Source organism: Paractinoplanes rishiriensis (genome assembly GCF_016862375.1).
Taxonomy (GTDB): Bacteria; Actinomycetota; Actinomycetes; order Mycobacteriales; family Micromonosporaceae; genus Actinoplanes; species Actinoplanes rishiriensis.
In genome coordinates this window covers 86,529-107,724 of record NZ_BOMV01000076.1, presented here as the reverse complement: position 1 = coordinate 107,724, position 21,196 = coordinate 86,529, and the positions used below count along the sequence as shown (strand labels likewise).

18 protein-coding genes are annotated in these 21,196 nt (G+C 69.4%); 4 read left to right on the top strand and 14 right to left on the bottom strand.

Features of this window, described 5'->3' with window-relative positions:
- The first annotated feature begins 18 nt into the window (after nt 1-18).
- Nucleotides 19-978: a maleylpyruvate isomerase family mycothiol-dependent enzyme gene (locus Ari01nite_RS35630; protein ID WP_203786667.1), complete on the top strand. Its 960-nt coding sequence runs from the start codon at nt 19-21 to the stop codon at nt 976-978.
- Nucleotides 971-1,540 carry an RNA polymerase sigma factor gene (locus Ari01nite_RS35625; RefSeq protein WP_203786666.1) on the top strand — a complete coding sequence of 190 codons (570 nt, stop codon included), beginning with the start codon at nt 971-973 and terminating at the stop codon, nt 1,538-1,540. Before Ari01nite_RS35630 ends, Ari01nite_RS35625 begins: the two co-directional genes overlap by 8 nt.
- On the opposite strand, the gene Ari01nite_RS35620 is transcribed toward Ari01nite_RS35625, so the two are convergent.
- The 4 genes from Ari01nite_RS35620 to Ari01nite_RS35605 form a co-directional block, all read right to left on the bottom strand.
- The gene (locus Ari01nite_RS35620) at nt 1,525-3,144 is read right to left on the bottom strand and encodes a glycosyltransferase (protein WP_203786665.1); all 1,620 of its coding nucleotides are present in this window, start codon (nt 3,142-3,144) and stop codon (nt 1,525-1,527) included. The genes Ari01nite_RS35625 and Ari01nite_RS35620 overlap by 16 nt on opposite strands.
- Entirely contained in the window at nt 3,144-3,368 is a 225-nt protein-coding gene (locus Ari01nite_RS35615) for a hypothetical protein (protein ID WP_203786664.1), read from the bottom strand. Before Ari01nite_RS35615 ends, Ari01nite_RS35620 begins: the two co-directional genes overlap by 1 nt.
- 14 nt (nt 3,369-3,382) lie before the next feature.
- Entirely contained in the window at nt 3,383-4,660 is a 1,278-nt protein-coding gene (locus tag Ari01nite_RS35610; protein ID WP_203786663.1) for a nucleotide sugar dehydrogenase, read from the bottom strand.
- 154 nt (nt 4,661-4,814) lie between these two features.
- Complete coding sequence (locus Ari01nite_RS35605; protein WP_203786662.1) at nt 4,815-5,324, bottom strand: DinB family protein; 510 nt, start codon at nt 5,322-5,324, stop codon at nt 4,815-4,817.
- 84 nt (nt 5,325-5,408) lie between these two features.
- Here Ari01nite_RS35605 and Ari01nite_RS35600 point away from each other — a divergent pair, with 84 nt between their 5' ends.
- A complete protein-coding gene (locus Ari01nite_RS35600) occupies nt 5,409-6,593 on the top strand; it encodes a vanadium-dependent haloperoxidase (RefSeq protein ID WP_203786661.1) in 1,185 nt (394 codons plus the stop codon).
- 401 nt (nt 6,594-6,994) lie between these two features.
- Here the strand turns inward: Ari01nite_RS35600 and Ari01nite_RS35595 are convergent, their stop codons facing one another.
- The 3 genes from Ari01nite_RS35595 to Ari01nite_RS35585 form a co-directional block, all read right to left on the bottom strand.
- The gene (locus Ari01nite_RS35595; protein WP_203786660.1) at nt 6,995-9,457 is read right to left on the bottom strand and encodes a hypothetical protein; all 2,463 of its coding nucleotides are present in this window, start codon (nt 9,455-9,457) and stop codon (nt 6,995-6,997) included.
- A gap of 81 nt (nt 9,458-9,538) precedes the next feature.
- Nucleotides 9,539-10,945 carry a class I SAM-dependent methyltransferase gene (locus Ari01nite_RS35590; protein WP_203786659.1) on the bottom strand — a complete coding sequence of 469 codons (1,407 nt, stop codon included), beginning with the start codon at nt 10,943-10,945 and terminating at the stop codon, nt 9,539-9,541.
- Nucleotides 10,942-11,901, bottom strand: a complete 960-nt coding sequence (locus Ari01nite_RS35585) for an L-histidine N(alpha)-methyltransferase (protein ID WP_203786658.1) — start codon at nt 11,899-11,901, stop codon at nt 10,942-10,944. Before Ari01nite_RS35585 ends, Ari01nite_RS35590 begins: the two co-directional genes overlap by 4 nt.
- A gap of 277 nt (nt 11,902-12,178) precedes the next feature.
- Here Ari01nite_RS35585 and Ari01nite_RS35580 point away from each other — a divergent pair, with 277 nt between their 5' ends.
- A complete protein-coding gene (locus tag Ari01nite_RS35580; protein ID WP_203786657.1) occupies nt 12,179-12,700 on the top strand; it encodes a hypothetical protein in 522 nt (173 codons plus the stop codon).
- Here the strand turns inward: Ari01nite_RS35580 and Ari01nite_RS35575 are convergent.
- The 7 genes from Ari01nite_RS35575 to Ari01nite_RS35545 are packed head-to-tail and all read right to left on the bottom strand — an operon-like array spanning nt 12,645 to nt 21,166.
- Nucleotides 12,645-13,409 (bottom strand): alpha/beta fold hydrolase, encoded by a 765-nt coding sequence (locus Ari01nite_RS35575; RefSeq protein ID WP_203786656.1) that lies wholly within the window; start codon nt 13,407-13,409, stop codon nt 12,645-12,647. The two genes, Ari01nite_RS35580 and Ari01nite_RS35575, sit on opposite strands and share 56 nt — an antisense overlap.
- The gene (locus Ari01nite_RS35570; RefSeq protein ID WP_203786655.1) at nt 13,406-13,774 is read right to left on the bottom strand and encodes a hypothetical protein; all 369 of its coding nucleotides are present in this window, start codon (nt 13,772-13,774) and stop codon (nt 13,406-13,408) included. The genes Ari01nite_RS35575 and Ari01nite_RS35570 overlap by 4 nt, the downstream gene beginning before the upstream one ends.
- Nucleotides 13,775-13,782: 8 nt before the next feature.
- Nucleotides 13,783-15,024, bottom strand: a complete 1,242-nt coding sequence (locus Ari01nite_RS35565; protein WP_203786654.1) for an FAD-binding oxidoreductase — start codon at nt 15,022-15,024, stop codon at nt 13,783-13,785.
- A gap of 29 nt (nt 15,025-15,053) precedes the next feature.
- Nucleotides 15,054-15,437 carry a YybH family protein gene (locus Ari01nite_RS35560; protein WP_203786653.1) on the bottom strand — a complete coding sequence of 128 codons (384 nt, stop codon included), beginning with the start codon at nt 15,435-15,437 and terminating at the stop codon, nt 15,054-15,056.
- Entirely contained in the window at nt 15,437-16,777 is a 1,341-nt protein-coding gene (locus Ari01nite_RS35555) for an MFS transporter (RefSeq protein WP_203786652.1), read from the bottom strand. The genes Ari01nite_RS35560 and Ari01nite_RS35555 overlap by 1 nt, the downstream gene beginning before the upstream one ends.
- A 40-nt stretch (nt 16,778-16,817) precedes the next feature.
- Nucleotides 16,818-18,071: an aminotransferase class I/II-fold pyridoxal phosphate-dependent enzyme gene (locus Ari01nite_RS35550; RefSeq protein WP_203786651.1), complete on the bottom strand. Its 1,254-nt coding sequence runs from the start codon at nt 18,069-18,071 to the stop codon at nt 16,818-16,820.
- Between the two features lie 38 nt (nt 18,072-18,109).
- The gene (locus Ari01nite_RS35545) at nt 18,110-21,166 is read right to left on the bottom strand and encodes a putative bifunctional diguanylate cyclase/phosphodiesterase (protein WP_203786650.1); all 3,057 of its coding nucleotides are present in this window, start codon (nt 21,164-21,166) and stop codon (nt 18,110-18,112) included.
- Nucleotides 21,167-21,196 lie beyond the last annotated feature (30 nt).

Here is a 21,196-nt window from a genome sequence, read left to right as displayed (position 1 = left end):
TTCGAGGAGGTCGGCGCAATGACCGGGGACCACCCCGACGATCTGCTGGAGGCGTACGCCTTCGGCGACTGCCCGGAGTCACAGGCTCCGGGGGTGACCGCGCACCTCACCGAGTGCGCCCGCTGCGCCACGCTGGTCGGCCAGGCCGCAAGGTCCGCCGGCTGGATCGCGGTGACGCACGCCGTCGCGCCACCGCCGTCGCTGCGCGGCCGGGTGCTCGCCGCCGCGCGCGAGATCCGGCAACCGGTGGCGGCCGGCAACATCGCCGCCGCCGAACCGTGGGCACACCAGGTGGCCGAGATGGGCGCGCTGCTCGGCGGCCTGTCCCGGGAACAGTGGCAGGCCCCGACCGCGGCCGGTAACACCGTACGCGAGCTGGTTATGCATTTGACCGGAAATGACCGCCAGGTGAGCACGGATCTCGGTGACCGTCTGCAACCGCCACCGGACGACGCGGCCGCCGCCTGGCGCGACGGCTCGGACCGCCTGCTGCGCACCATCGGCCGCGGTGACCTGCCGCTGACCACGCCGGTGCGCCTGGCGGGCAAGGCACCGGTGCGTCGCCCGCTGCGCGAGGCCCTGATCCAGCGCGCGTTCGAGACCTGGATCCACAACGACGACATCCGCGCCGCGGTCAACCTGCCGACCCGCCCGCCTTCCGGCGAGCATCTGGCCCGCATCGTCGGCTTCGCCCTGGCCTTGCTGCCCGGCGCCATGGATGCGGCGGGTCGCGGTCACCCCGATGCGGCCGTACGCCTGCGCCTGACCGGCCCCGGCAGCGCCGAGCACACGGTCCCGCTGTCGGCGCAGACCACCGATCCCCCGGCCCCGGCCGCCGAGATCCGCCTGCCCGCCGAACGCTTCGGCCGCCTGCTGGCCGGCCGCATCCCGGTGACCGCCACGGTCGCCGAGATCACCGGCGACCGCAGACTCGCCATGGACATGCTCACCGTCGCCGCCACCCTGGGGTGTGACTGACGTGCGGTCACATGTCGAGGACGCCCGCCTGCGCACCATGCTGCTGGCCGCCGACGAGGACGCCTTGAGCGAGGCATACGACCTGCACGCCCCGTCCGCCTTCGCGCTGGCGTTCCGGATAACCGGCGACCGCCAGGGCGCCGAGGACGCCGTCCAGGAGGCGTTCCTGGACCTGTGGCGCAACCCCGGCCGCTTCAACCCCGATGCCGGCTCCCTGCGCACCTGGCTCTGCACCATAGCCAGACGCCGAGCCATCGACTGGCTGCGCCGCCAGTCCGCCCAGCGCACCTACCTGACCAGACTGGCCGGCCAGACCCCCATCGAGGCCCCGGTGGAGGACGACGTGATCAGCGCCGCCACCGCCAAGGCCGTCCGGGAATGCGTCCGAGACCTGCCAAGGCTCTACCGAGATCCGATAGCCCTGGCGTATTACTACGGTTTGTCCTACCGAGAGGTGGCCATCGAGTTGGGCGTCCCCGAGGGCACCGCCAAGTCCCGCCTCCGCAGCGCCCTGCACCACCTGGCCGAACGCATGGCCGCCGCCGGCTACCCACCGGGCTGACCCACGCCGGGCCGCGCGGCAACGCGGCCCGGCCCCCGTACATCCCGCGGGCCGGCGTTCCGCGGCAGCCGCACCCGCCGCTCGCCAACCGCTGCGGGTGGCGCAATGACCGGATACAGCTCGCGGGTCTCCATCTCCTCCACAGGCACCCCGGTCGGTCGCTGCGCCGGGATCAGGCGCGAGCGAAGGTCGCGGAGATCGAGTACCGCAGTAGGCGCATCGCCGTCGTATAGCGGCTGCGGCGGAACGGGCAGTTCGGTCGCGGACTCCGGGCGGTAGGTCAGCACGGTGCTCCGCGACGACCAACCGTCCCTGAGGCAGGTAACCATGCCTACATATCCCAGGACAAACCCGGTGTAAAGGTTGAGCACCGCACTCAGCGGCGCAAGCAGCCAAAGTCCCAGGTGCTTTCCGAACGGCTCACCGGGCCGGGTGATCGTCAGGTAGCGCGCCCTCGCTACGTAGGTGATGCCAACCAGCCACGCGAGCACCATCCATGGGACCGACCCGGTCACTGTCGGCCGGACGATCAGGACGAACGGCATCGCCACCGTCATCCAGGTCATCGACAGCAGCGTCCACGCGGTCGACCACCAGACGAAACGCGTCGGCCGGAAGGTGCGCAGCACGAACACACCGCCCCAGAACAGCGAGCGCCACCAGCGGACCCGCTGGCTGGTGAGCTGTCCGAGGCTCTCGGGGTGCAGCGTGTATCCCCAGCACCCGCTCTGGAAGACGGCCTCCCCCTCGAGCAGCGAGTAGCGGGTCATCATTGCGTCGTCGCCGGATTTCATCCGCCGCCCGGCGATCGTGAAGTTCAGGTAGTGATCAAGGTACTTGTGCCAGATAGCGGCGCGGTAGAACGACAGCGCGCCGGAGTTCACGGTGACGCTGCGCAGCATCGAATGCGCAGCGCGACCGTTCAGGTAGGCGCACACAAACGACGGCTCGATCAGCCGGGTAAGCAGGTTCGCGTTGGTGTTGAGGCCGACCAGCATGCCCGTCACGCAGGCCGTCCGAGCATTGCGGAACGGCGCCAGACCAGAGGCGATCGCCGTCGGCGCCAGCTTCACATCCGAGTCGATCGTGATCACGATGTCCGCCTCGTCGTCCTGGCGGAATGCGACAGCCTGCGCGTGCCGCTTGTCGCCGACCGGATTGAAGTCGTAACGCACCTCGATCCGAGCGGCTCGGCCACCCTGCGCCTGCCACTGCCGAATGACCGGCAGGAGCGTCGGCGTGTAGCCGGGATTGCCGTTCTCGACCACGTGGACACGATTCGGCATTCGCGTCTGCGCCACCAGGGAATCGAGAAACGCCCGGAACATCACCGGATCCTCGTTGTGCGCCGGCACGATCACCGAGACGAACAACCGGTCGAGCAGGGCCGCGGCATGCGATCCGGCGGTCGGCAGCGGCACGTCCCGGTGCAGGTAAGGCATGATCGACGTGAAGGTGAGCCAGGCGAAGGCCGCCGTGCAGATCAGCCGCAGGTCGGTCCAGCCGTAATCTCGAATCGAAACGGCGTGGTGGACGGCTAGGGCAGCGGCGGTTCCGAATGCCACTACCGCGACCGCATTGGCCCCGCGCCGATAGAGCGTCACTAGATAGCCCCCCGGCGCCAGACCCGGACCCTTGCTCGACCGGGTCGGCCCGGGACCACGCCTTCCAGGCGTTTGGGCCGGGTCAGGCGCAGCAGGAGGAATCCGCCGATGATGATCAGCGCCGCAATGGCAGCGAGCTTCGGCGCCGGGACCGCGGTGCTGCCGATGACGAGCGCCGTGCCGGTGAGGGGAAGGGTCTTGTTGCCGCCGTTGACGAGGCTCATGTCGTCTCCTCTGTTCAGAGCTGGTGGACGGTGTGCCGGGGACGGAATCGATTGCGTGTGTCGAGCACTGTCGAGGCAGCCTCGGCGAGAGCGTCATAGTCGAATTCGGGATGGGCGGTGGTCAGCAGCACGAGGTCCGCGTCGGTAGCGGCCCGGGCAGCGTCGCGGTGGTCGATCACCTTTGCCGCCGGAATGCCGGGGACGGCGCCCGCCAGGTGCGGGTCGCTCACCGTGACCTGTGCTCCAAGATCGAGCAACAGCCGGACAATCTTGGCGGCCGGGGTCTCGCGGATGTCGGCGGTGCCAACCTTGTACGAGTAGCCCAGCACCAGCACCGTTGAGCCGTTGACCGGGCGGCGGCGGTCGTTCAGTAGGCGGACCGCTCGCTGAACCACGTAGTCGGGCTGGCCGTTGTTGATCTGGCCGGCCGCGTGGATGAAGTCGAAGCCCCGGCCCAGGCGCTGTTCCACGCCATCCTCCAGGTAGAACGGGTCTACCGGCAGGCAGTGGCCGCCCACGCCGGGGCCGGGCCAGAACGGCTGGAAGCCGTACGGCTTGGTGGCCGCGGCGGTGACCACGTCCCAGATGCTCGCGCCCAGGGCGTGTGCGTGCCGCCCGAACTCGTTGACCAGGGCGATGTTCACGTACCGGTACGTGTTCTCCAGGAGTTTGGCCAGTTCGGCGGTCTCCAGCGTGGGGCAGGGCACCACCGTGTCGCAGATCGTCCGGTACAGGCTGACCGCGGCGTCCCGGGCGGCCAGGTCGGCACCCGCCACCAGCTTGGGGGTGTTGCGGAAGCCCCACTGTGGGTTGCCGGGGTCGATGCGCTCGGGTGAGAAGGCGAGCAGGTAGCGCGGCGTCCAGGTCGCGTACCGGTCGATCTCGGTGCGGAAGGCGCCGGCGGTGGTGCCGGGGGCGACCGTGGACTCGAGCACCACCAGGGTGTCGTCGCGGACGTGCGGGGCGATCAGCCGGGCCGCGCTCAGCACCGCGGTCAGGTCGGGGCGGTTGTCGCGCAGCGGGGTGGGGACAGTCACCACGTACGCGTCGCAGTCGTTGAGCCGGGCGTGGTCGCCGGTGGGCCGGTAGCGGCCGGTGGCGAGCATGTGGTCCAGGTCCGGGTCGGCGACGTCGTCGATCGGGGAACTGCCGGCGCCCAGCCGGGCAATCTTGTCCGGGTCGGTGTCGAAGCCGACGACGGTGTGACCGGCGCGAACGGCGGCGTGGGCGACGGGAAGACCGACGTAGCCCTGTCCGATGATCGCGATCCGGCGCTGGGGTGGAGCCGTCACGAGTGAGATCTCCTCTGTGGGCGGTGCGGCCGGGAGAACCGGCCCGCCGACAGAAGCTAAGTCACTTTGCCTCTTTCGCACATCACGCGATGGAGTTAACTTTACGGAAAGCAAGATTTCGACTGTGGTAAATGCACCCGATCGTGGCCGGGAATCACTCGCCGGTTGAGCCGTCGATCAGTTCGCGGGCGATGTCCAGGTGGCCGGCGTGGCGGGCGTACTCCTGCAGGACGTGGAAAAGCACCGCCGTGACCGACGGCGGGGTGGACCGGTCCGCGAAGCGGCCGGTGCGCGCGGCGATCGCGGTGAGCGGGAGGCCGGCGACTATTTCGCGGGTGCGGCGGCCGCCCTGGTGCAGCGCCGCCAGCCACTCCTCGACGGTTTCCTCGGGCGGGACCGACCAGCGGCCGTTGCGGTCGTCGCCCCACGGCTCGTCCACCTGGTCGCCGCGGACGCCCCAGACCAGCCACCGGCGTTCCATGAAGACCAGGTGTTTGAGCAGTTCGATCGGGGTCCAGCCGGACGGCAGGCGGCTGGTGCGCAGGTCGGCGTCGGACAGGCCGGACAGTTTGTCCGTCACCGCGGCGCGGTAGAAATCGAGGTACGTCAACAGCAGCTCGCGGACGTCGGTGGACGGGCCGACGTCGGGTAGTTCGGCGCTCATGATCCGCAGTTTTCCAGGCCGGAGCGTGAGTCGCATTCGCTACACATCGGCGCTCGCCTTTGTTTTCCGGAGCAAGGTACGCGTATGCGGAAGCTTGCGATCGTTCTCGTGCTGAGTTTGGCCGGCGCATCGCCGGCGGCCGCCGCCTCCCGGGTCGACCTGGACGTCGTACGTGGCTGGAATGAACTTGCCCTTTCTGCGGTGCGCACCGCGCGGGCCACCGATGCCGACGCCGCGCGGCTCTACGCGATGGTCAATGTGGCCATGAACGACGCGGTGCACGGGCTGCGCGGCGGTGACCCGCAGGCCGCGGCGGCCGCAGCCGCACATGCGGTGTTGGTCCGGCTCGCTGCGCCGGGTGCGGCCGATTACGACGTACGCCTCAAGGCCGAACTCACCCTCCTGCGCGAGGCCCATGTCCCCGGCGTGACCAGCGGCGCACGCCGGGGTGCCGAGGTCGGCGCGTCGATGGTGGCGGCCCGCGCCGACGACGGCAGCACCCCGGTCGAGACCCAGCCGGCCGGCGCCGGACCGGGCGTGTTCCGGGCTGCCTGGTCGGGCGTGCAGTACCGCAACGTCCGCCCGTTCGCGATCGCCGACCCCGCCCGGTATGTGCCCGGACCGCCGCCCGCCCTGGACAGCATCCTGTACGCGGCCGCCTTCACCGAGGTGGCGATCCTCGGCGACGCCGCACGCCCCGACCCCGACCTGCTGGCCACCTACCAGTACTGGTCGCTGCCGGCCGGTTCCAGCCAGCCGCCCGGCGAGTGGCTGCGGATCGCCCTGGAGGTGGCACACGAACGCCGGCTGCCGCTGACCGAGCAGACCAGGCTCACCGCGTTGCTGACCACGGCACTGGCCGACACCACGGTGGTCACGGTCGCGACCAAGTTCACGTACCGCCATTGGCGCCCGACCACCGCCATCCGCGAGACCACCACCGACACGGCGTGGACCGCACGAGCCGGCAGCGTCGGCAGCACCCCGGAGTACGTGTCCGGCCACAGCTCCTACAGCGGCGCGGGCGCGGCCGTGCTGGCCGCCTACTTCTGCACCGACGCGGTCCCGTTCACGCACGTCACCGACTCGGCGCCGGGCGGGCTGGCGCGCAGCTACCCCGGCTTCACGGCGGCGGCGAACGAGGCCGGGCGGTCCCGGGTGTACGGCGGGCAGCACTTCGAGTTCAGCAACCAGGGTGGGTTGGCAGTGGGCCGCGGCGTGGCCGGCGAGGTGCTGGCCAAGGGGGGAGGGTGTGCTTGCCCGAGCTAGGTGGGGCAGGCCACCGGCCGATCAGTGCCTCGCCAACTGCGGTAGAAGGGCGACCGCGACGGCGACGCACGCGAAAGCGCCGAGAAGTAGCCACCTCACCGGGCGAGCCACTCGGTTGATCTCCAGCGTACGAATTTGCCGCCGCTCCATATCGTTGAACTCTGGTGTGATCAACAAAGCCGCTTGACGGTCAGCATTTCCCAGCATCGTCGCCGCGCTTGTCAGTAGGGCCGCACCGGACACCCACGCCACCGAGTCGAGGACGATGTGTATTCCCAGACCGCCGCCGTCCCCGACTGCCGCGGACGTCAGCAGGTTGATTCCTGCACCAGCCAGCAAACCCGCAAGGAAATTGAGCGTGCCCGGCGCCGGGAATCTGCCGACCGCACTAGCCCAGCGCCTCATGGATGGCCCTGATTTTCGAAGGTCAGCCCGTCATCCCAACGTGTTTCACAGACCTCGCGGCCGAGCCGGTTGAGCTCTTGCAACACCTCGCGTGGCGTAAGTTCGTCCAACTGGTCTGCCAGTTCTCGGTAAAGGTTGAGGCGTGTCCGGTCGCGTTCTGCCTGCTCCCATATTTCGCTGGCCTGCCGGCCAGGATCCGCGCGCTGAACCGCCGAACGCGCCCGGAGACTCGTCTCCAGCGTCTCGGCAATCAGTGCACCCGCACGTCGCCACCGCTCGAGCGACGGCATCGGCCGTACGTCGGTGACCCCGGCCGCGGTGGACGCCAGGCTGTCGGCCGGATCGAGTCCGGTGCCCCGCTGCCTTGGTATCCGCCGGTGCGCGGCGGCATCCAGAAGCGCCTCTGACTCGCGGCCGACCGCTACACGTACCAGGGTTGCGAGCTGGGCCGCCGCGAACGGGGCGCGCAGCGCGCTCTCCGGAACGAATCGCGGATCCGGCTGCTGGCTGCTCATCCGCTGAATCTCGCCCGCGGACCAGTGCAGCAGATTGAGAATACGAGCGTAGGACGCACGCCAATCGGCCGCGCCCAGCATCGCGGCCTCGAGAACGATCGCCAGATCGATCTCGCGGTCGGTTTTGGTCCACTCGCCCGCCCGGGCGCTCAGCCATGCCAGAGCCGTCCGAACCTCGGGCGTTTCGCCGTCGCCAGCACGGATCAGCGCGGCGACGCACATGGCGGTGGTGGCCTCGTCGCGGTTCCATGAGCCCGTTCCGCCTTTCCACCAAAGGCCGTACGGCCCACCGGAGCGAAGCGGCCGTTTAAGCCATTCGCAGGCGCGCTGAACGGTGTCACTGTTCTGGTAGGTGCGACCGACGCGGCTGAGGCCGAGGAGGACGCGGGCAGTCACCCAGGGCACGCGTCGTGGGTAAAAGTAGCCCAGACTCGGGTGGCACTCCTCGTCGGCCGTCCGAATCAGGGCATCGCGCCCAGGTGTCGGCGACAAGGCCGATCCTTCGAAGCCGAGGAGCACGCCGAGCATCCAGGTGCGGTGAAACCGATCCAGGTCTATGTCGTCGCTCAGTTCGTGGCCGGGCGGGAGGCCGAGGTGCGCCTGTACCAGCTGTTCATCCTCGATGTCCATGTAACGCGCGATCTCGAGGAAATCCGCGTACTCGCTGGTCCGTCCCCTGGCCGGTTCGGGCAGCACACCCGGCCGGTCGTACCGCCAACTAGTTCGGACGTATCGGGCCACCGTCTCCCACTGTGCGCGATGGTCGAGCTCAGCCAGCGCCTCGGCGGCGAAGACGGCGGCGCCGACGTTCCCACCCCAACTCGGGTCCAACTCACAGTGTGCGTCGAGTGTGTCGCCCAGTCGGTGCAGCAAATCCCACGCGGGCGCCAGGTAAGACTGGCTGGCGGTGCTCTCGCTAACGACATCACCCTGGTCAAGGCGCCGCATCAGGTCGCGACCGGCATTGTGGCCAATCAGTTTGAGGTACGCCCAGACAACGTCGCCAGGCGTCGTCGGGCTGCGCAGATTTCGGATCAGGGTGGCGGCATCCTGTCCGGATGCAAGTGAGTAGTGCGCGCTCGTCCGGCTCAGAAGCGGTTGATTGCCGCTGGTCAGACGATCGACAACGGACTGCGGAAAACGCCGGCTGACTGTCGACAGCAAGGGCCGGATCTCGAAAAGTTTGAGGCAGGCGAACCAATGCAGAGCCTCACGAAGCTCAGGCTCGGCGGGAAACCTGACGGTCGTTGTCTGTATGGGAACCCGGGTGAAGGATCGGAACAGGCCGCGCGACGTGTCGACCGCCGCCGGACGGCTGGTCGCCAGCACGAACGTCCTCACGCGGAATTCGGTACGGAGAAGTCTCGTGAGGTGCAGGACCGGCCGTACCTCGGACATCCCGTCCTGCACCTGGTTGATGACGACGAGAAGCTTCTCGTGTCGGGGCAGTCGGAGAATCTCCCAGGCGATGGTTTCGGCTCCGGCCCGACCGTCACGCATGTCGAGCCATGCACATGCGTGCCCGTCGCTCTCGAACAGATCCGCAACGCCTGCGGCACTCTGTGATTTGTGGGTGCCGGACCCGCCCACCAGTACGACATTGCGTCGCTGAGTCAATGTCAGCCTCAGCCGCTCCGTGGTCGGATCCAACACGGCCACCGCATCTCGCGATGGACGCTTCGAGCGTTCCACCTCGGGAATTCCGGCTCGCTGCGGCGTGATGTCATCGACCAGGGCCGCCGCCATCAGACGTAACGGGCTGAAGCGTTCCCGCTCCGCTCGGTCGATGGCCTCCAGGTCAATGTGGGCGACCCGGGCGGCCGGTCGCGAGGAGGTGCCGACCGTTATCCGCAGGTGTCCCAGGTCCGCATCGACGTAGTGATCGAGCAGCAGGGTCGGCTCTTGGCCGCGGAGCGCCGCGTGCTGCTCAGCAGCAATCTCCAACCACGCCGCCCGCAGCTTCTCCGCACTGGATGATGCTGCGCTGGGAAGGCTACTCCACATCACAGAACCAAATGGGTCGACCTATGTGTGGCAGACCAGGCGAAGGTAGTCGGTGGGAATGAGCTCGCCGTCCACATGTCCGACCTCGTTCTTCGCCACTCGGAACCCCTGGTCGGTAAAGATCGAAACAATGTCGTCCTCACCGCCGAGATCCTCACTGTCCATCTTCTGCACATACTCGCGGGCAGCATGGCGAAGATCGTCGAAATCGATCTTCAACAACCAATGGGAGTTCTTGGCCCGCTCATACAGACGTAGCAAATACTGCGTCTCAGCGCGAGAGTCGTCAGCCACGAGTGATCCACTTCCGCTCATCCGCACAGTGGTGACCACTGTCCCACCCGGCCGCAGCATACGGCGCCAATTGGCAACCACCGTCGCCACCTCGGGGGGATCAGTCAGCTTGAATCGAGTCAGAAATGCGTCAGATACGACCACGTCGAACGGGCCAAGGCTCTTGGCGAGCAGCTCCCCCTGTTCGAGGAAGTCAACGGCGTGAATATTCACCTCGACACCGTGCCGCCGGCCGAGCCAGCGATTGGCCAGCAGGGGGGTGTGACACAGGTCCACGACGTGGATGTCAAGGCTCTCCGGTTGACTGTGACCGGCAAGGACATAAGCCAGCATGCCGTAATCGGCGGCTCCGGTGATCAAGACCCGCGCCCCTTCCCGCGCGTGCAACTCACGGCGAAGGTTCTCCTCGTAGAAACGGGCATGCCAGTTCGGGCTACTGACCATGTTGAACAATCGGAGGTACTGCCAGACCCCGTGGTACCAGGCGCAGCCTGCGGGATCCACATGATCACCGGTGCAGGCGAACTGAGCGATCGAGTGCAGCATGTCAGCTGAATCTAGAAGCGGCTCCGGCACGCGTGGGGGTTCGTGCACGGCCTCGCTGCGCCGTTCCCAAAGTGTCGCCCAGCGCTCCCGGGCCGTTCGAAGTTCCTCCTCGCGGGCACTGACAACCCATGTTGGCCGGCCGCTGTCGCCGTGCTCTTCGTACACCACAACCTGGTCGTCCACGATCCACACGTTCGTCATCGGAGTAGCTGTTTCGGCGTTGCCGCCGACGTAGAGGCGATGGGCACTGATCTGACTGGCGTTGTCGTCCTCGACCTGCAGCATGATCCGCTCGCCGTCCGGGTTGCCGAATGGCACTAGATAGAGCCTGCGCACCTCACGGCCTCGGGCGGCATGCTGCCGCCAGGCAAGGAGCGAGAAAAGTTCGAAGTCCGAGTGACGGCCTGGTACCGGGACGATCTGATGCACCACTGCGGCGGTCTCGGCCAGCGACCGGATCAGTTCGGCCAGTGCGCTCTCTGGTAGGCGGACAACCTCCGGGTCGGTGCCGGAGACCGCAAGCTGATGGGCAACCAGTGCGGCCTTGGCCGCACGCAGGAGACCAGGCGCGTGATCCAGACTTGTCACGACGTGCAGCCTTCGGCGCTGTTCTCTTTGGCCGCGGTCACGACGATGTGATTTGCTGCCTCATCGATCCTGGAGACTCCGACCACGAGGCCCGCGGCCCGGACAATCGAGTGGATGTGGTCAGGGGTGAATCGGTGCGACACGAAACAACGCACCCGATGACCGGGCGGCAGCTCATGTCCGAGGATGTTGAGTCCCCGCCTCAGGACGGCGAAGCCGACAACCTCGTCGTCGATGTAATCGACGGTGAAGCAGACGTCGGCCGGGCTGACCCCGCAAGCGTGGAGTGGCTCGAGCGCTGCCTCCGTGAACGTGGCATTTCGGTAGGGCTCTGTCATGCTGCGAGCGTTGATGCCATCGCGCCGTAGCGTTGCGCCGATGACTAGGGTGTCACCCATGCGCATGCTGCGCCGGACATGCCCGAGTGCCGCTGACGGCTGCTCGAAGTTGCCGATCGTGTTGCCCAGCAGCAGCACCGGCACGGGAGTCTCCGGCGGACGCCAGGAGTCAACAGCGGCGGTGGGTTCGGCCTCGACGTCCCAGACGTGACCGGTGAACGAGACTTCACCCAGCTCGCGGCGGAAATTGGCCTCGGCCATGCCCAGCAATGTCTCGCTGAAGTCGAGCCCGAGAAGCATCCGCGGCGGCCTCTTGGCATCACCGAGCCGGCGCAGAATGGTCATCGAGTTGAGACCGTTACCTGGGCCGATCTCGACGATTGCGGGCACTTCATCGAGCCCAGCGCTGCGAAAGGTCTCCCGGACGTTGGCTGCCGCACCGGTCACCGCCTGATAGCCCTCGTGTCGCGCGAGCCGGTCATGGGTGTGCGCCGCACTGCCCGCGTAGGCGAACTTCAACGGCAGCTTGCCGTCAACGATCCCCTGTTCGACGGCGTGGCGATGACCTGGACGCTCGAAGTATGCAGCGACCTTCGCGTCGGTGTCGGTGTCGCTCACGGAGCGCCTCCGCCGGAGTGGACCATGCCAGGCTGCTTCATAGGTAGCTCATCATCGATTCTTGGGCTTATTTGTCAAGCATAGTTGGGCCGGTAAAATAACTCCTCAGCCGCACCCATGGGCGCACATTTCACACCCTGTAACTCATTCTTGACAAATACGCATGCCACCTATGAGATACACGGGCGCGCCACGACTCGATCGTGCCTGGCCGGGGTCGCCGGATCCGGATCGACCGTAGAAGATGGGCCTCCGGAGATCGATCCTGGAGGCTCAGTTGCGCGTTGTGATCGTGCCCGCCCCGTTCGTGGCGACCGGGTGGGGTATTCCCACCGTGTGTGTGCGGCACGGTGAGCCGGCTGCCGCTCAGCCGCCGGTCACGTTTCGGACGCTCGTGCCCGGGGGCACCGTGCTGATGGTCATCGCGCCGCTGATCATGATGATTGTGGTGCTGGCCACGGAGAAGCGGGTGGTTTCGCCGGCTTGGCCGCTCTGCGCCCGGTGCCTGCGGCTGCGCGCGTTGCGCCGGGCCGTCACCGCGACGCTGCTCGGTCTGGCCGGCGGGCTCGTGGTGGTCGCGTTCGCGGCGTTGGAAAGCTGGGGCAGCACCGTCGCGGTCGCCGTTCTGGTGCTGGTTGCGGGGCTCTGGGCGCTGTCCCGGTCGACCACCGGCCGGATCGCGAACGGCTACGTCGACTCGTCCGGCCAGACGCTCGAGTTCCGCCGGCCGCATGCCGGTTTTGTCACGCTGGTGGCGGCGGCCAAGCAGCACGCAGGAAGTCTGCCAGCAACGCGTTGATCTCGGTGGGGCGTTCCACGCTGGGCAGGTGGCCGGCCCAGTCCAGGTGCAGGTGGCGGGCGTCGGGCAGGGTGGCGGCCAGCCGTTCGGCGATTTCGCGGAAGTCTGGCAGGTCGTGCGCGCCGGACACCAGCAGGGTGGGCGCGGTGATCGCGGCGACGTCATAGTCGTACTCGATCTGCGGATGCTCCTCGGTCGCCGCCAGCTGCACGGCAAAAGCATTCAACTGCATTTCCCGTACGCGTGACAGGTCGCTTTTCGACGCGGCCGGGCCGACCCAGAGATCGACGTTCAATGCGGTCGCGGCCTCGATGTCGCCGGCCTCCAGCAGTTCGTCCTCGCGCCGGCCGAACTCGCGCAGCTCCGGCCCGGGCTCGTGGCCGGCCAGTGCGGAGGCCAGCAGCACCAGCGCGGTGACCCGGCGGGGGTGCCGGGCGGCGAACTCCACCGCGACCGCGCCGCCGCCGGACGCGCCCACCACCGCGACCTCGTCGATGCCGTCGAGTAACCCGGCCACGTCGTCGGCGTCGTTGTACGGCCGGTCCGGCACCGGGGTCTCGCCGTACCCGCGCAGGTCGGCCCGGATCACCCGGTAGCCGGCCGCGACCAGCGCCGGCACCTGTGGATCCCACATCCGCCGGTCGCACACGGTCGAGTGCAGCAGCAGTACGGCAGGGCCGTCGCCGGTGATGTCGTGCGCCAGTGTCATCGCCAGTCCAATTGCGGCTCGGGGATACCCAACTGGCGGCCATAGGCGACGGCAGCCGCTCGACCGTCCTCGTCGCCCACCGCGTACCGGAAAATCCGGCCCGGGAAGACCACCACGTGCTCGGCCCCGGCGCGGAAGTCGGCGTACCAGTTCGGACCGTCGATGAGCATCTCGGCAAGAGCGTCGGCGAGCTGATCGGCGACCGCGTCATCGGCCTCGAACTGCAGGACGGTGAACACGTCCGGCTGCGTCGGCGTCGACGAGGCGGACACGTCGTCCCGCCGGATCCGCACGACGCGCAGGGACGGGACGCTGAGATCAGAGCCGACGCGCAGGCTCTCGGCGAGGATCGTTCCGGTGAGCATCAGACATGCTAAGCCGGTACGGCGAGCGGCGCAGGCGAGATTCCACCGAACACGTTCTCCGGATCGTACGTGGCCTTGACCGCGCGCAGCGCCGCCCCGTTGCGGGCCGTGAACGCCGTCGCGATCCGGGACCGGTCGCCCAGGAAGTTCAGGAAGCTGCTGCCCAGGCCGGTCCGGGCCAGCGCCTCGGACACCCGTGGCGTCGGCACCGCGTCCAGGATCACCGACAGCGGCGCGTCGCGGTGCGCGGCGGCACCGGTGTCGCGGGCGATGCGGCCGCCCCAGTGGCGGATCTCGACCGTGGCGTCCGGCTCGGCCACCAGCGCCGCGATCAGGTCGTCGCCGAGCGTGCGCACCTGGTCGAAGGTGCGGGCGAAGGTGCCGCCCATGGCCGCCCGGGAGTAGCCGACCATCCGCATGTCGTCCTGCCGGACCGGGCCGGCCACCCGCCACAGCGGTTCGAGCAGGCGGCGCCCGTGGTGGCCGTCGCCCACGTACATCGCCTTGATCACCAGCGAGCCGTCCCGGGTGAGCAGCAGCGCGGTGCTCAACTCGTCGGGTGCCTGCTCGATCCACTGCCGGTAGTAGGACAGCGTCTCGGCGGCCCGCTCGCGGCCGAAGGTGACCGTGCCGGCGTACACCTGCGAGACCGGGTACAGCCGGAACTCCAGCGCGGTGACCACGCCGAACCCGCCACCGCCGCCGCGCAGCGCCCAGAACAGGTCCGGGTGGTGCTCGGCGTCGGCGGTCCGCACGCTGCCGTCGGCGGTGACCACCCGCGCCCGCAGCACGCTGTCGGCGGCCAGGCCGTACGCGCGGGCCAGCCAGCCCAGGCCGCCGCCGAGCGTGTACCCGGTGACGCCGACGTCGGGTGACGAGCCGGACAGCGGGGCCAGGCCGAACGGCGCGGCGGCCCGCAGCACGTCACCCCACCGGGCACCGGGCCCGACCCGCGCGGTCCGCCGGTCCGGGTCGACCAGCACCGAACTCATCGCGCCGGTGCGCACCAGCAGCGCGCCGTCGTGCGCCACGTGGGTGCCGTGCCCGGTGGCCTGCACCGCGAACGGCAGGCCGAGCCGGCGACCGGCCAGCAGCGCGGCACGGACGTCGTCGGTGCCGGCCGCCCGCAGCACGGCCGCCGGGTGCGGGTCGAGCGCCGGGTTGAGAGCGCGGCGGTCGGTGTCGTATCCGGCGTCGCCGGGCAGGAAGATCGGTCCGGCGGCGGTCAGCGTCTGCTTGATGATGTTCATGCCTCGGTAGACCGCGGCGGAGACCAGAACTAATCGGTGGGCTCGCCACCCTGGCAGTGCCGCCACAACCAACGGTCGCCGACCAGCTCCACCAGACCCGAGACGCGGTACGGGAACGACTCCGTCTCCCCCGCGTCGGTGCGCACCTGGCCGTCGGCCTCGGCGAAGACGTACGCGCGATCGCCGTACCGGTGCACGGTGCCGGCGCCGGCCTGCCACGCGTACGCCTCCGGCCTTTGAAAGACCTCGCCGAGCAGCGCAACCAAGGCCGCCCGGCCGGATGCGGTCTCGACTCGCTCCGAGCCGGCGTAACCCACGTCGTCGCCGGGGGCGAAGCAGGCCAGCGCGGCACCGAGATCCCGGGCGGCGAACGCGGCGCTGAGGTCCCGGACGGCCTGGATCGGTTCGGCCATCAGACCGGCACCGCCTCTCTCGTCTCCTGCGGCGCCTCTTCGCGCGCCGGCTTCTCCACATAAACCAGCCAGCGGGCGTGCCTCGGCTTGTACATGGCCTCCCGCTCCGGCCCGCGCATGCCGGGCAGGAACAGGAACCCGAGGGTGACCGCCGCACCGAGCAGGCCGGCGCCGAGGAGCGTGTTTCGCACCCCGATCCAGGACGCCAGCGGAGCCGCGAGCGCGTACGACAGCGGCAGCAGTGCGGTCGAGACGAACCAGTCCACGCTGGAGACCCGGCCGAGCAGGCGGGTCGGCACCAGCCGCTGCTTGGTGGTGGCCCAGGCCACCGTCCCGGCCGCCTCCAGGCCGTTGACCAGCACGCAGGCCAGCGCCAGCTGCCAGGTCGCGGTGGCCATGCCGTACCCCGCCACGGCCAGGGTGGCGATCGCCCAGGTGCCGTACATGTAGGACATGAAGCGGCGCGGGATGCCGATCCAGCCCACCGCGAGAGCGGCCGCGATGGCGCCGAGGCCGCCCGAGGTGAGGATCAGCCCGAGGGCCGTGGCGCTGCCGCCCAGTTCGGTCTTCACCAGGTACGGGAGCAGCACCTCGGTGGGGCCGACGAACAGCAGGTAGGTGAACGTGGCGGACAGGAACGTGCCCCACAGCCAGACGTGGCTGCGCACGTACCTGATGCCCTCGCGCAGCTCCTGCCACATGGACAGCGGCGGCTCGTCGTCCTCCGCCGCGGGCGCCAGCGTGGCCGACGACCGCCGCATCGCCAGCAGGCAGGCCACCGACACCGCGAACGTCGCGGCGTCGACCGCGAACGCCCAGCCGGCGCCGGCGACCCCGATGACGGCGCCGGCCAGCATCGGCCCGAAGATCCCCAGACCGGCCGGGCGGACGAACTGGTCCAGCGAGTTCGCCGCGACCAGGTCCTCCTCCGGCACGATCTGGGGCACGAGCGCGTCGAAAGACGGGCCGAAGAACCCGGCCGCCGCTCCGTAGATGACCGCCAGCACGAGCAGCATCCACAGCGAGGTGAGCGCCCCGGTCAGGGTCAGCACGGCGATGATCACCATCACCGTGCCGCGCACCAGATCGGAGACCAGCATCACCCGCCGCGGATCGAAGCGGTCGCTGATCACGCCCCCGAGCAGCAGCGTGACGACCTGTGGGAGGCTCAGCGCGACGCCCACGGCGGACATCGCGGCCGGCACCCCGAACAGGTCGTACACGTGCCAGGCGAGGGCGACGAGCAGCATCCCGTCGCCGATCAGCGAGGCGGTCATGCCGGTCCACAGCAGCCGGAACTGCCGGTGGCGTAGCGGTCTGAGTGGACCGGCTTTGCTCATCGCTTTTCCTCTGGGGTTTTCCGCGGCGGGTGAGCTCGGTTCAGCAACGCCGGAGCTTCCCTGCCTCGGCGAGCTCGGTGATGACGGCGTTCAGCTCGTCCAGCTCGTCGTCGGTGTTGGCGGCGGTGACCTGGGCCCGGAAGCCGACCTGGTCGCGCGGCACCAGCGGGTAGGCGGCCAGGGTCACGTAGATGCCGCGGTCCCAGAGCAGCTTGCCCACGGCGTCGATGTCCTCGCCCTCGGCCAGCGGCAGCTCGATGACCGGCGTGTCACCGGTGTTCGGGGTGTAGACACCCAGGCCGCGTACGTGGTTGAGGACCTTCATGCTCTTGCGGTAGAGGTCGGCGCGGATCGCGTCGCCGCGCTTGTCGTTGACGTCGAAGCCGGCCAGCACGGTGGCCAGCGACGCGGTCGGCGCGGGACCCGAGTACAGGTACGGCGGGGCCGAGACCTTCAGGTGGTTCTTGAGCCAGGTGGGCAGGGCCAGGAAGGCGAGCAGCGACGAGTACGACTTGGAGAAGCCGCCGACCAGCACGATGTTGTCGTAGGTCTCGCCGCAGTACTTGACGATCGCGTTGCCCTTGATGCCGTACGGGGACGTCTCGTTGGCGGCCCGCTCGCCGATCATGCCGAAGCCGTGCGCGTCGTCGATGTACAGCAGCGCGCCGTGCTCGCGTGCGACCTTGGCGAAGGCGGCGACGTCCGGCGCGTTGCCGGTCATGCTGTTGATGCCGTCCATCGCGACGATCTTGGACACCCCGGCCGGCGCGGCCCTGAGCAGCTCGGCGAGGTGCTCGTGGTCGTTGGCGCGGAACCGCTGCACGGTGGCGCCCAGGCCCTTGGCGTACATGCTCCCGTCGTAAATGGTCTTGTGCGCCTGCGAGTCCAGGAAGACGTAGCCCTTGCCGGCCAGGATCGGCAGCACCGACATGTGAATGTGCGTGATGGTGGGCAGGACCAGCGTGTCCGGCGCGTCCAGCAGGGCGGTCAGCCGCTCCTCGATCTGCGGGTACAGCGCCGGGTTGCCGAGCAGGCGCGACCAGCTGGGGTGGGTGCCCCAGCGGCGGACCTCGGGCTCGATGGCCGCCATGATCTCCGGCTCCAGGTCGAAGCCGAGATAGTTGCAGGAGGCGAAGTCGGCGAGCCAGTGATCGCCGACCCGGATCCGGCGCCCGCGTACCTCCTCGATGGTGGCGTCGTACATGGGGTTGCCGCTGCGCAGCCGCTCCAGGTCCGCCCAGCGACCGTTGCGCTGGACGAACTCGAGACCGTCGCCGGTGGGAGCGTGGGACATATGGTTCCTTTCGCGGTGGTGACAAGGGATGGGACTGCTCAGTACGAGTGCGCGTACAGCCACTGGCCGATCTGGTCGGCGGTGACCGGCTTGGAGAACAGGTAGCCCTGGCCGTACGGGCAACCCATCCCGGCCAGCACCTGGCGGTGCTCGTCCAGCTCGATGCCCTCGGCCACCACGGCCAGGTCGAGCGTGCGGGCCAGGCTGACGATGGTGTCGACCAGCGCCAGCTGCTGGGTGTTGTCGAGGATGTCGTCGATGAAGGACTTGTCGATCTTGAGGACGTCGACCGGCATCTGGCTCAGGTAGCTCAGCGACGAGTAACCGGTGCCGAAGTCGTCGATCGCGATCCGGACGCCCATGGCGCGCAGTGCCCGCAGGTCCTGCCACACCTGGTCGGCGTCGTGCAGCACGAGGCTCTCGGTGATCTCCAGCAGCAGCCACTCCGGCTGCGCGCCGGTCTCGGCCAGCACCCGGCGCACCTGGTCGACGAAGCCGGGGGCGCGGAACTGGCGGGCCGACACGTTCACGCTGACGTACCGGAGCAGGCTGCCCGACACGGTCTGCCGCCAGCCGGCGAAGGTGCGCAGCGCCTCGCGAAGCACCCAGCTGCCGATCGCCACGATGCTGCCGGTCTCCTCGGACAGCTCGATGAACTCGTTCGGGCCGAGCAGGCCACGCACCGGGTGCTCCCAGCGGACCAGCGCCTCCATCGCGACGACCTCGCTGGTGGGCAGGTCCACGATCGGCTGGAACCGCAGCCGCATCTGGTCGCCGGACACCGCCTCGTTCAGCGCCGTGCGCATCTCCAGCCGGCGCATCATCGCGTCGTGCAGCTCGTCCTGGTAGCGGCGCCAGGTGCTCTTGCCGTCGGTCTTGGCCAGGTACATGGCCGTGTCGGCCCGCCGCAGCAGCTCGGTGATCTCGGTGGCCTGCGCGCCGGCCGCGACGCCCACGCTGGCCGTGGTGCTGACCAGGTGCCGGCCGCCGGTGCCGTCGGCCACCTCGATCGGCTGGCTGAGCGCGTCGATGATCCGGACGGCGAGCCACTCGATCTCGCTGTGCGAGCCGGCGTTCTCGACAAGCACCGCGAACTCGTCGCCGCCGGTGCGCGCGACCGTGGTGAACGGCCCGGCCGCGGCCGCGACCCGCCGGCCGGCCTCGACCAGCAGCTGGTCGCCGGCCGCGTGCCCGAGCGAGTCGTTGACCTCCTTGAAGTCGTCCAGGTCGACGAAGAGCACGGCCACGCTGCGGTACGTCTCGGTGGCCTGCCGGGCGGCCAGCTCCAGACGGCTCTGGAACAGCGCCCGGTTGGCCAGGCCGGTCAGCGTGTCGTGGTACGCCTGGTGGGCCAGGTCGTTCTCCAGCCGGCGCCGCTCGGTGACGTCGCGGATGGTGACCACCAGACCGGCCACGGCCGGCTCGGCGCGCAGATCCCGGCACGTGCACTCAACCTGGAGCAGCAGGTCGTCGCCGGAGATCGCGGTCAGGTCGATACCGTCCCGGCGGCCCCGCCCGGTGCGCACCTGCTCCAGCAGCTGGCGCAGCTCGGTGTGGTCGGTCCCGGCGATCAGCCGGTACAGCGAGGTGCCGACCAGGTCGGTACGCCCGAACACCGGAAGCGCGGACGGGCTCGCGTACCGGATCTGCTCGTCCTCGTCGACGATCAGGATCACGTCGGACGCGCTCTGGATCAGCGCCTTGAAGTAGTCCTGGCTGCTGCGCCGGTTGATCTCGTTGGTCAGCGTGATCCGGTCGATCGCCAGCGTGCCCTGCGCCATCAGCGCCTCGAACGCCGGCTGCACCGGGCTCAGCATCTCCGGACGGCCGGCCAGGTAGGCGTAGTTGCGGCGGGGCAGGCCGCCCTCGGACCAGGCGCCCGAGACCGACTCCGCGTACAGCGCCGCCTCGAACCCGGCCAGTTCGGCCGCGGCCTCGCCGGGCAGGTCGGCGACCGTGACCCAGCCGGTGCCGACCAGGCCGGTCGGGGTGTCCGGCGCGGCGTCGGCCCGGTGGAAGTGGAAGCGGTACGGCTCACCGGCCGGCACGATCGCGCCGAGTGCCTTGACGACCGCCTTGCCGACCTCGTCCTCGCCGCGGGCGCCCACCAGGTCGGCGCCGGTGATGCGCAGCGCCCGCTCCCGGGCCGCGGTCTCCCGCTGCGCCTGGATGAGGCCGGCCACCCGCGCGATCACCAGCAGGAACATGCTGCTGGACGCGGCGGCGATCATCAGCGCGTCCTCGACGCCGCCGCGCAGGTCCTCGACCAGCAGCACGGCCGGGGCGATGAGGGCGGCGAGCGCCATCGCGACGATCCGGCGGCCGCCGGCGCCGGTGCGGCTGCCCGCGGTACGGGCCACCGTGGTCAGCTCGCGCATCGACGGGTGCAGCGCGCACATCGCGATGGCGGCGTAGAACAGCACCCAGCCGGCGTCGACCGGGCCGCCCACCTGCCAGGTTCCCTCCAGCTGCCGCAGGCCGTACACGACGTCGGTGACCAGCAGGCTGATCACGCCGCCGGCCAGCACGTGCAGCGCGACCGGCTTGCGACCACCGCCGATCAGCAGCCGGGAGAGCATGGCCAGCGCCAGCACGTCGCCCAGCGGGTAGGCGACCGAGGCCAGCTTCTCGCCCATCCCCAGGTCGGTGTCGTGCACGTACGGCGCGATCAGCAGGACCCAGGACAGCAGGCCCAGACCGGCCGTGGGCACCAGGGCGTCGAGCAGCGCGGCCCGGTTGTCGGCGCCGGAGCGGGCCCGGATGAAGACCAGCAGCGCGATCGCCAGCATCGGGTACACGGCCAGGTAGAACACCTCGGCCGGGGACGGGAACGGCCGCACGTAGCCGAGGTAGTCGGTGAGGATGTTGTACGTGGTGTCGCCGAGCGTGAAGCTGGCCACCACGGCCGACAGCAGGTACCACGGCAGCCGGTTGGCCGGCTGGTGCAGCCGGATACCGACCAGCACCGCACCCGCCGCGGACAGCCCGATGGCCAGCCAGGAGTACATGCCGCAGGCCGGGAAGGCATAGAACACGGCCAGCAACGCGAGAATCCAGGCAGCCAGGAAGGACTGCGTGCGTGCGGCGGGCGACATCCGAACTCCGGGTCTCTGGCAGGGTGATCG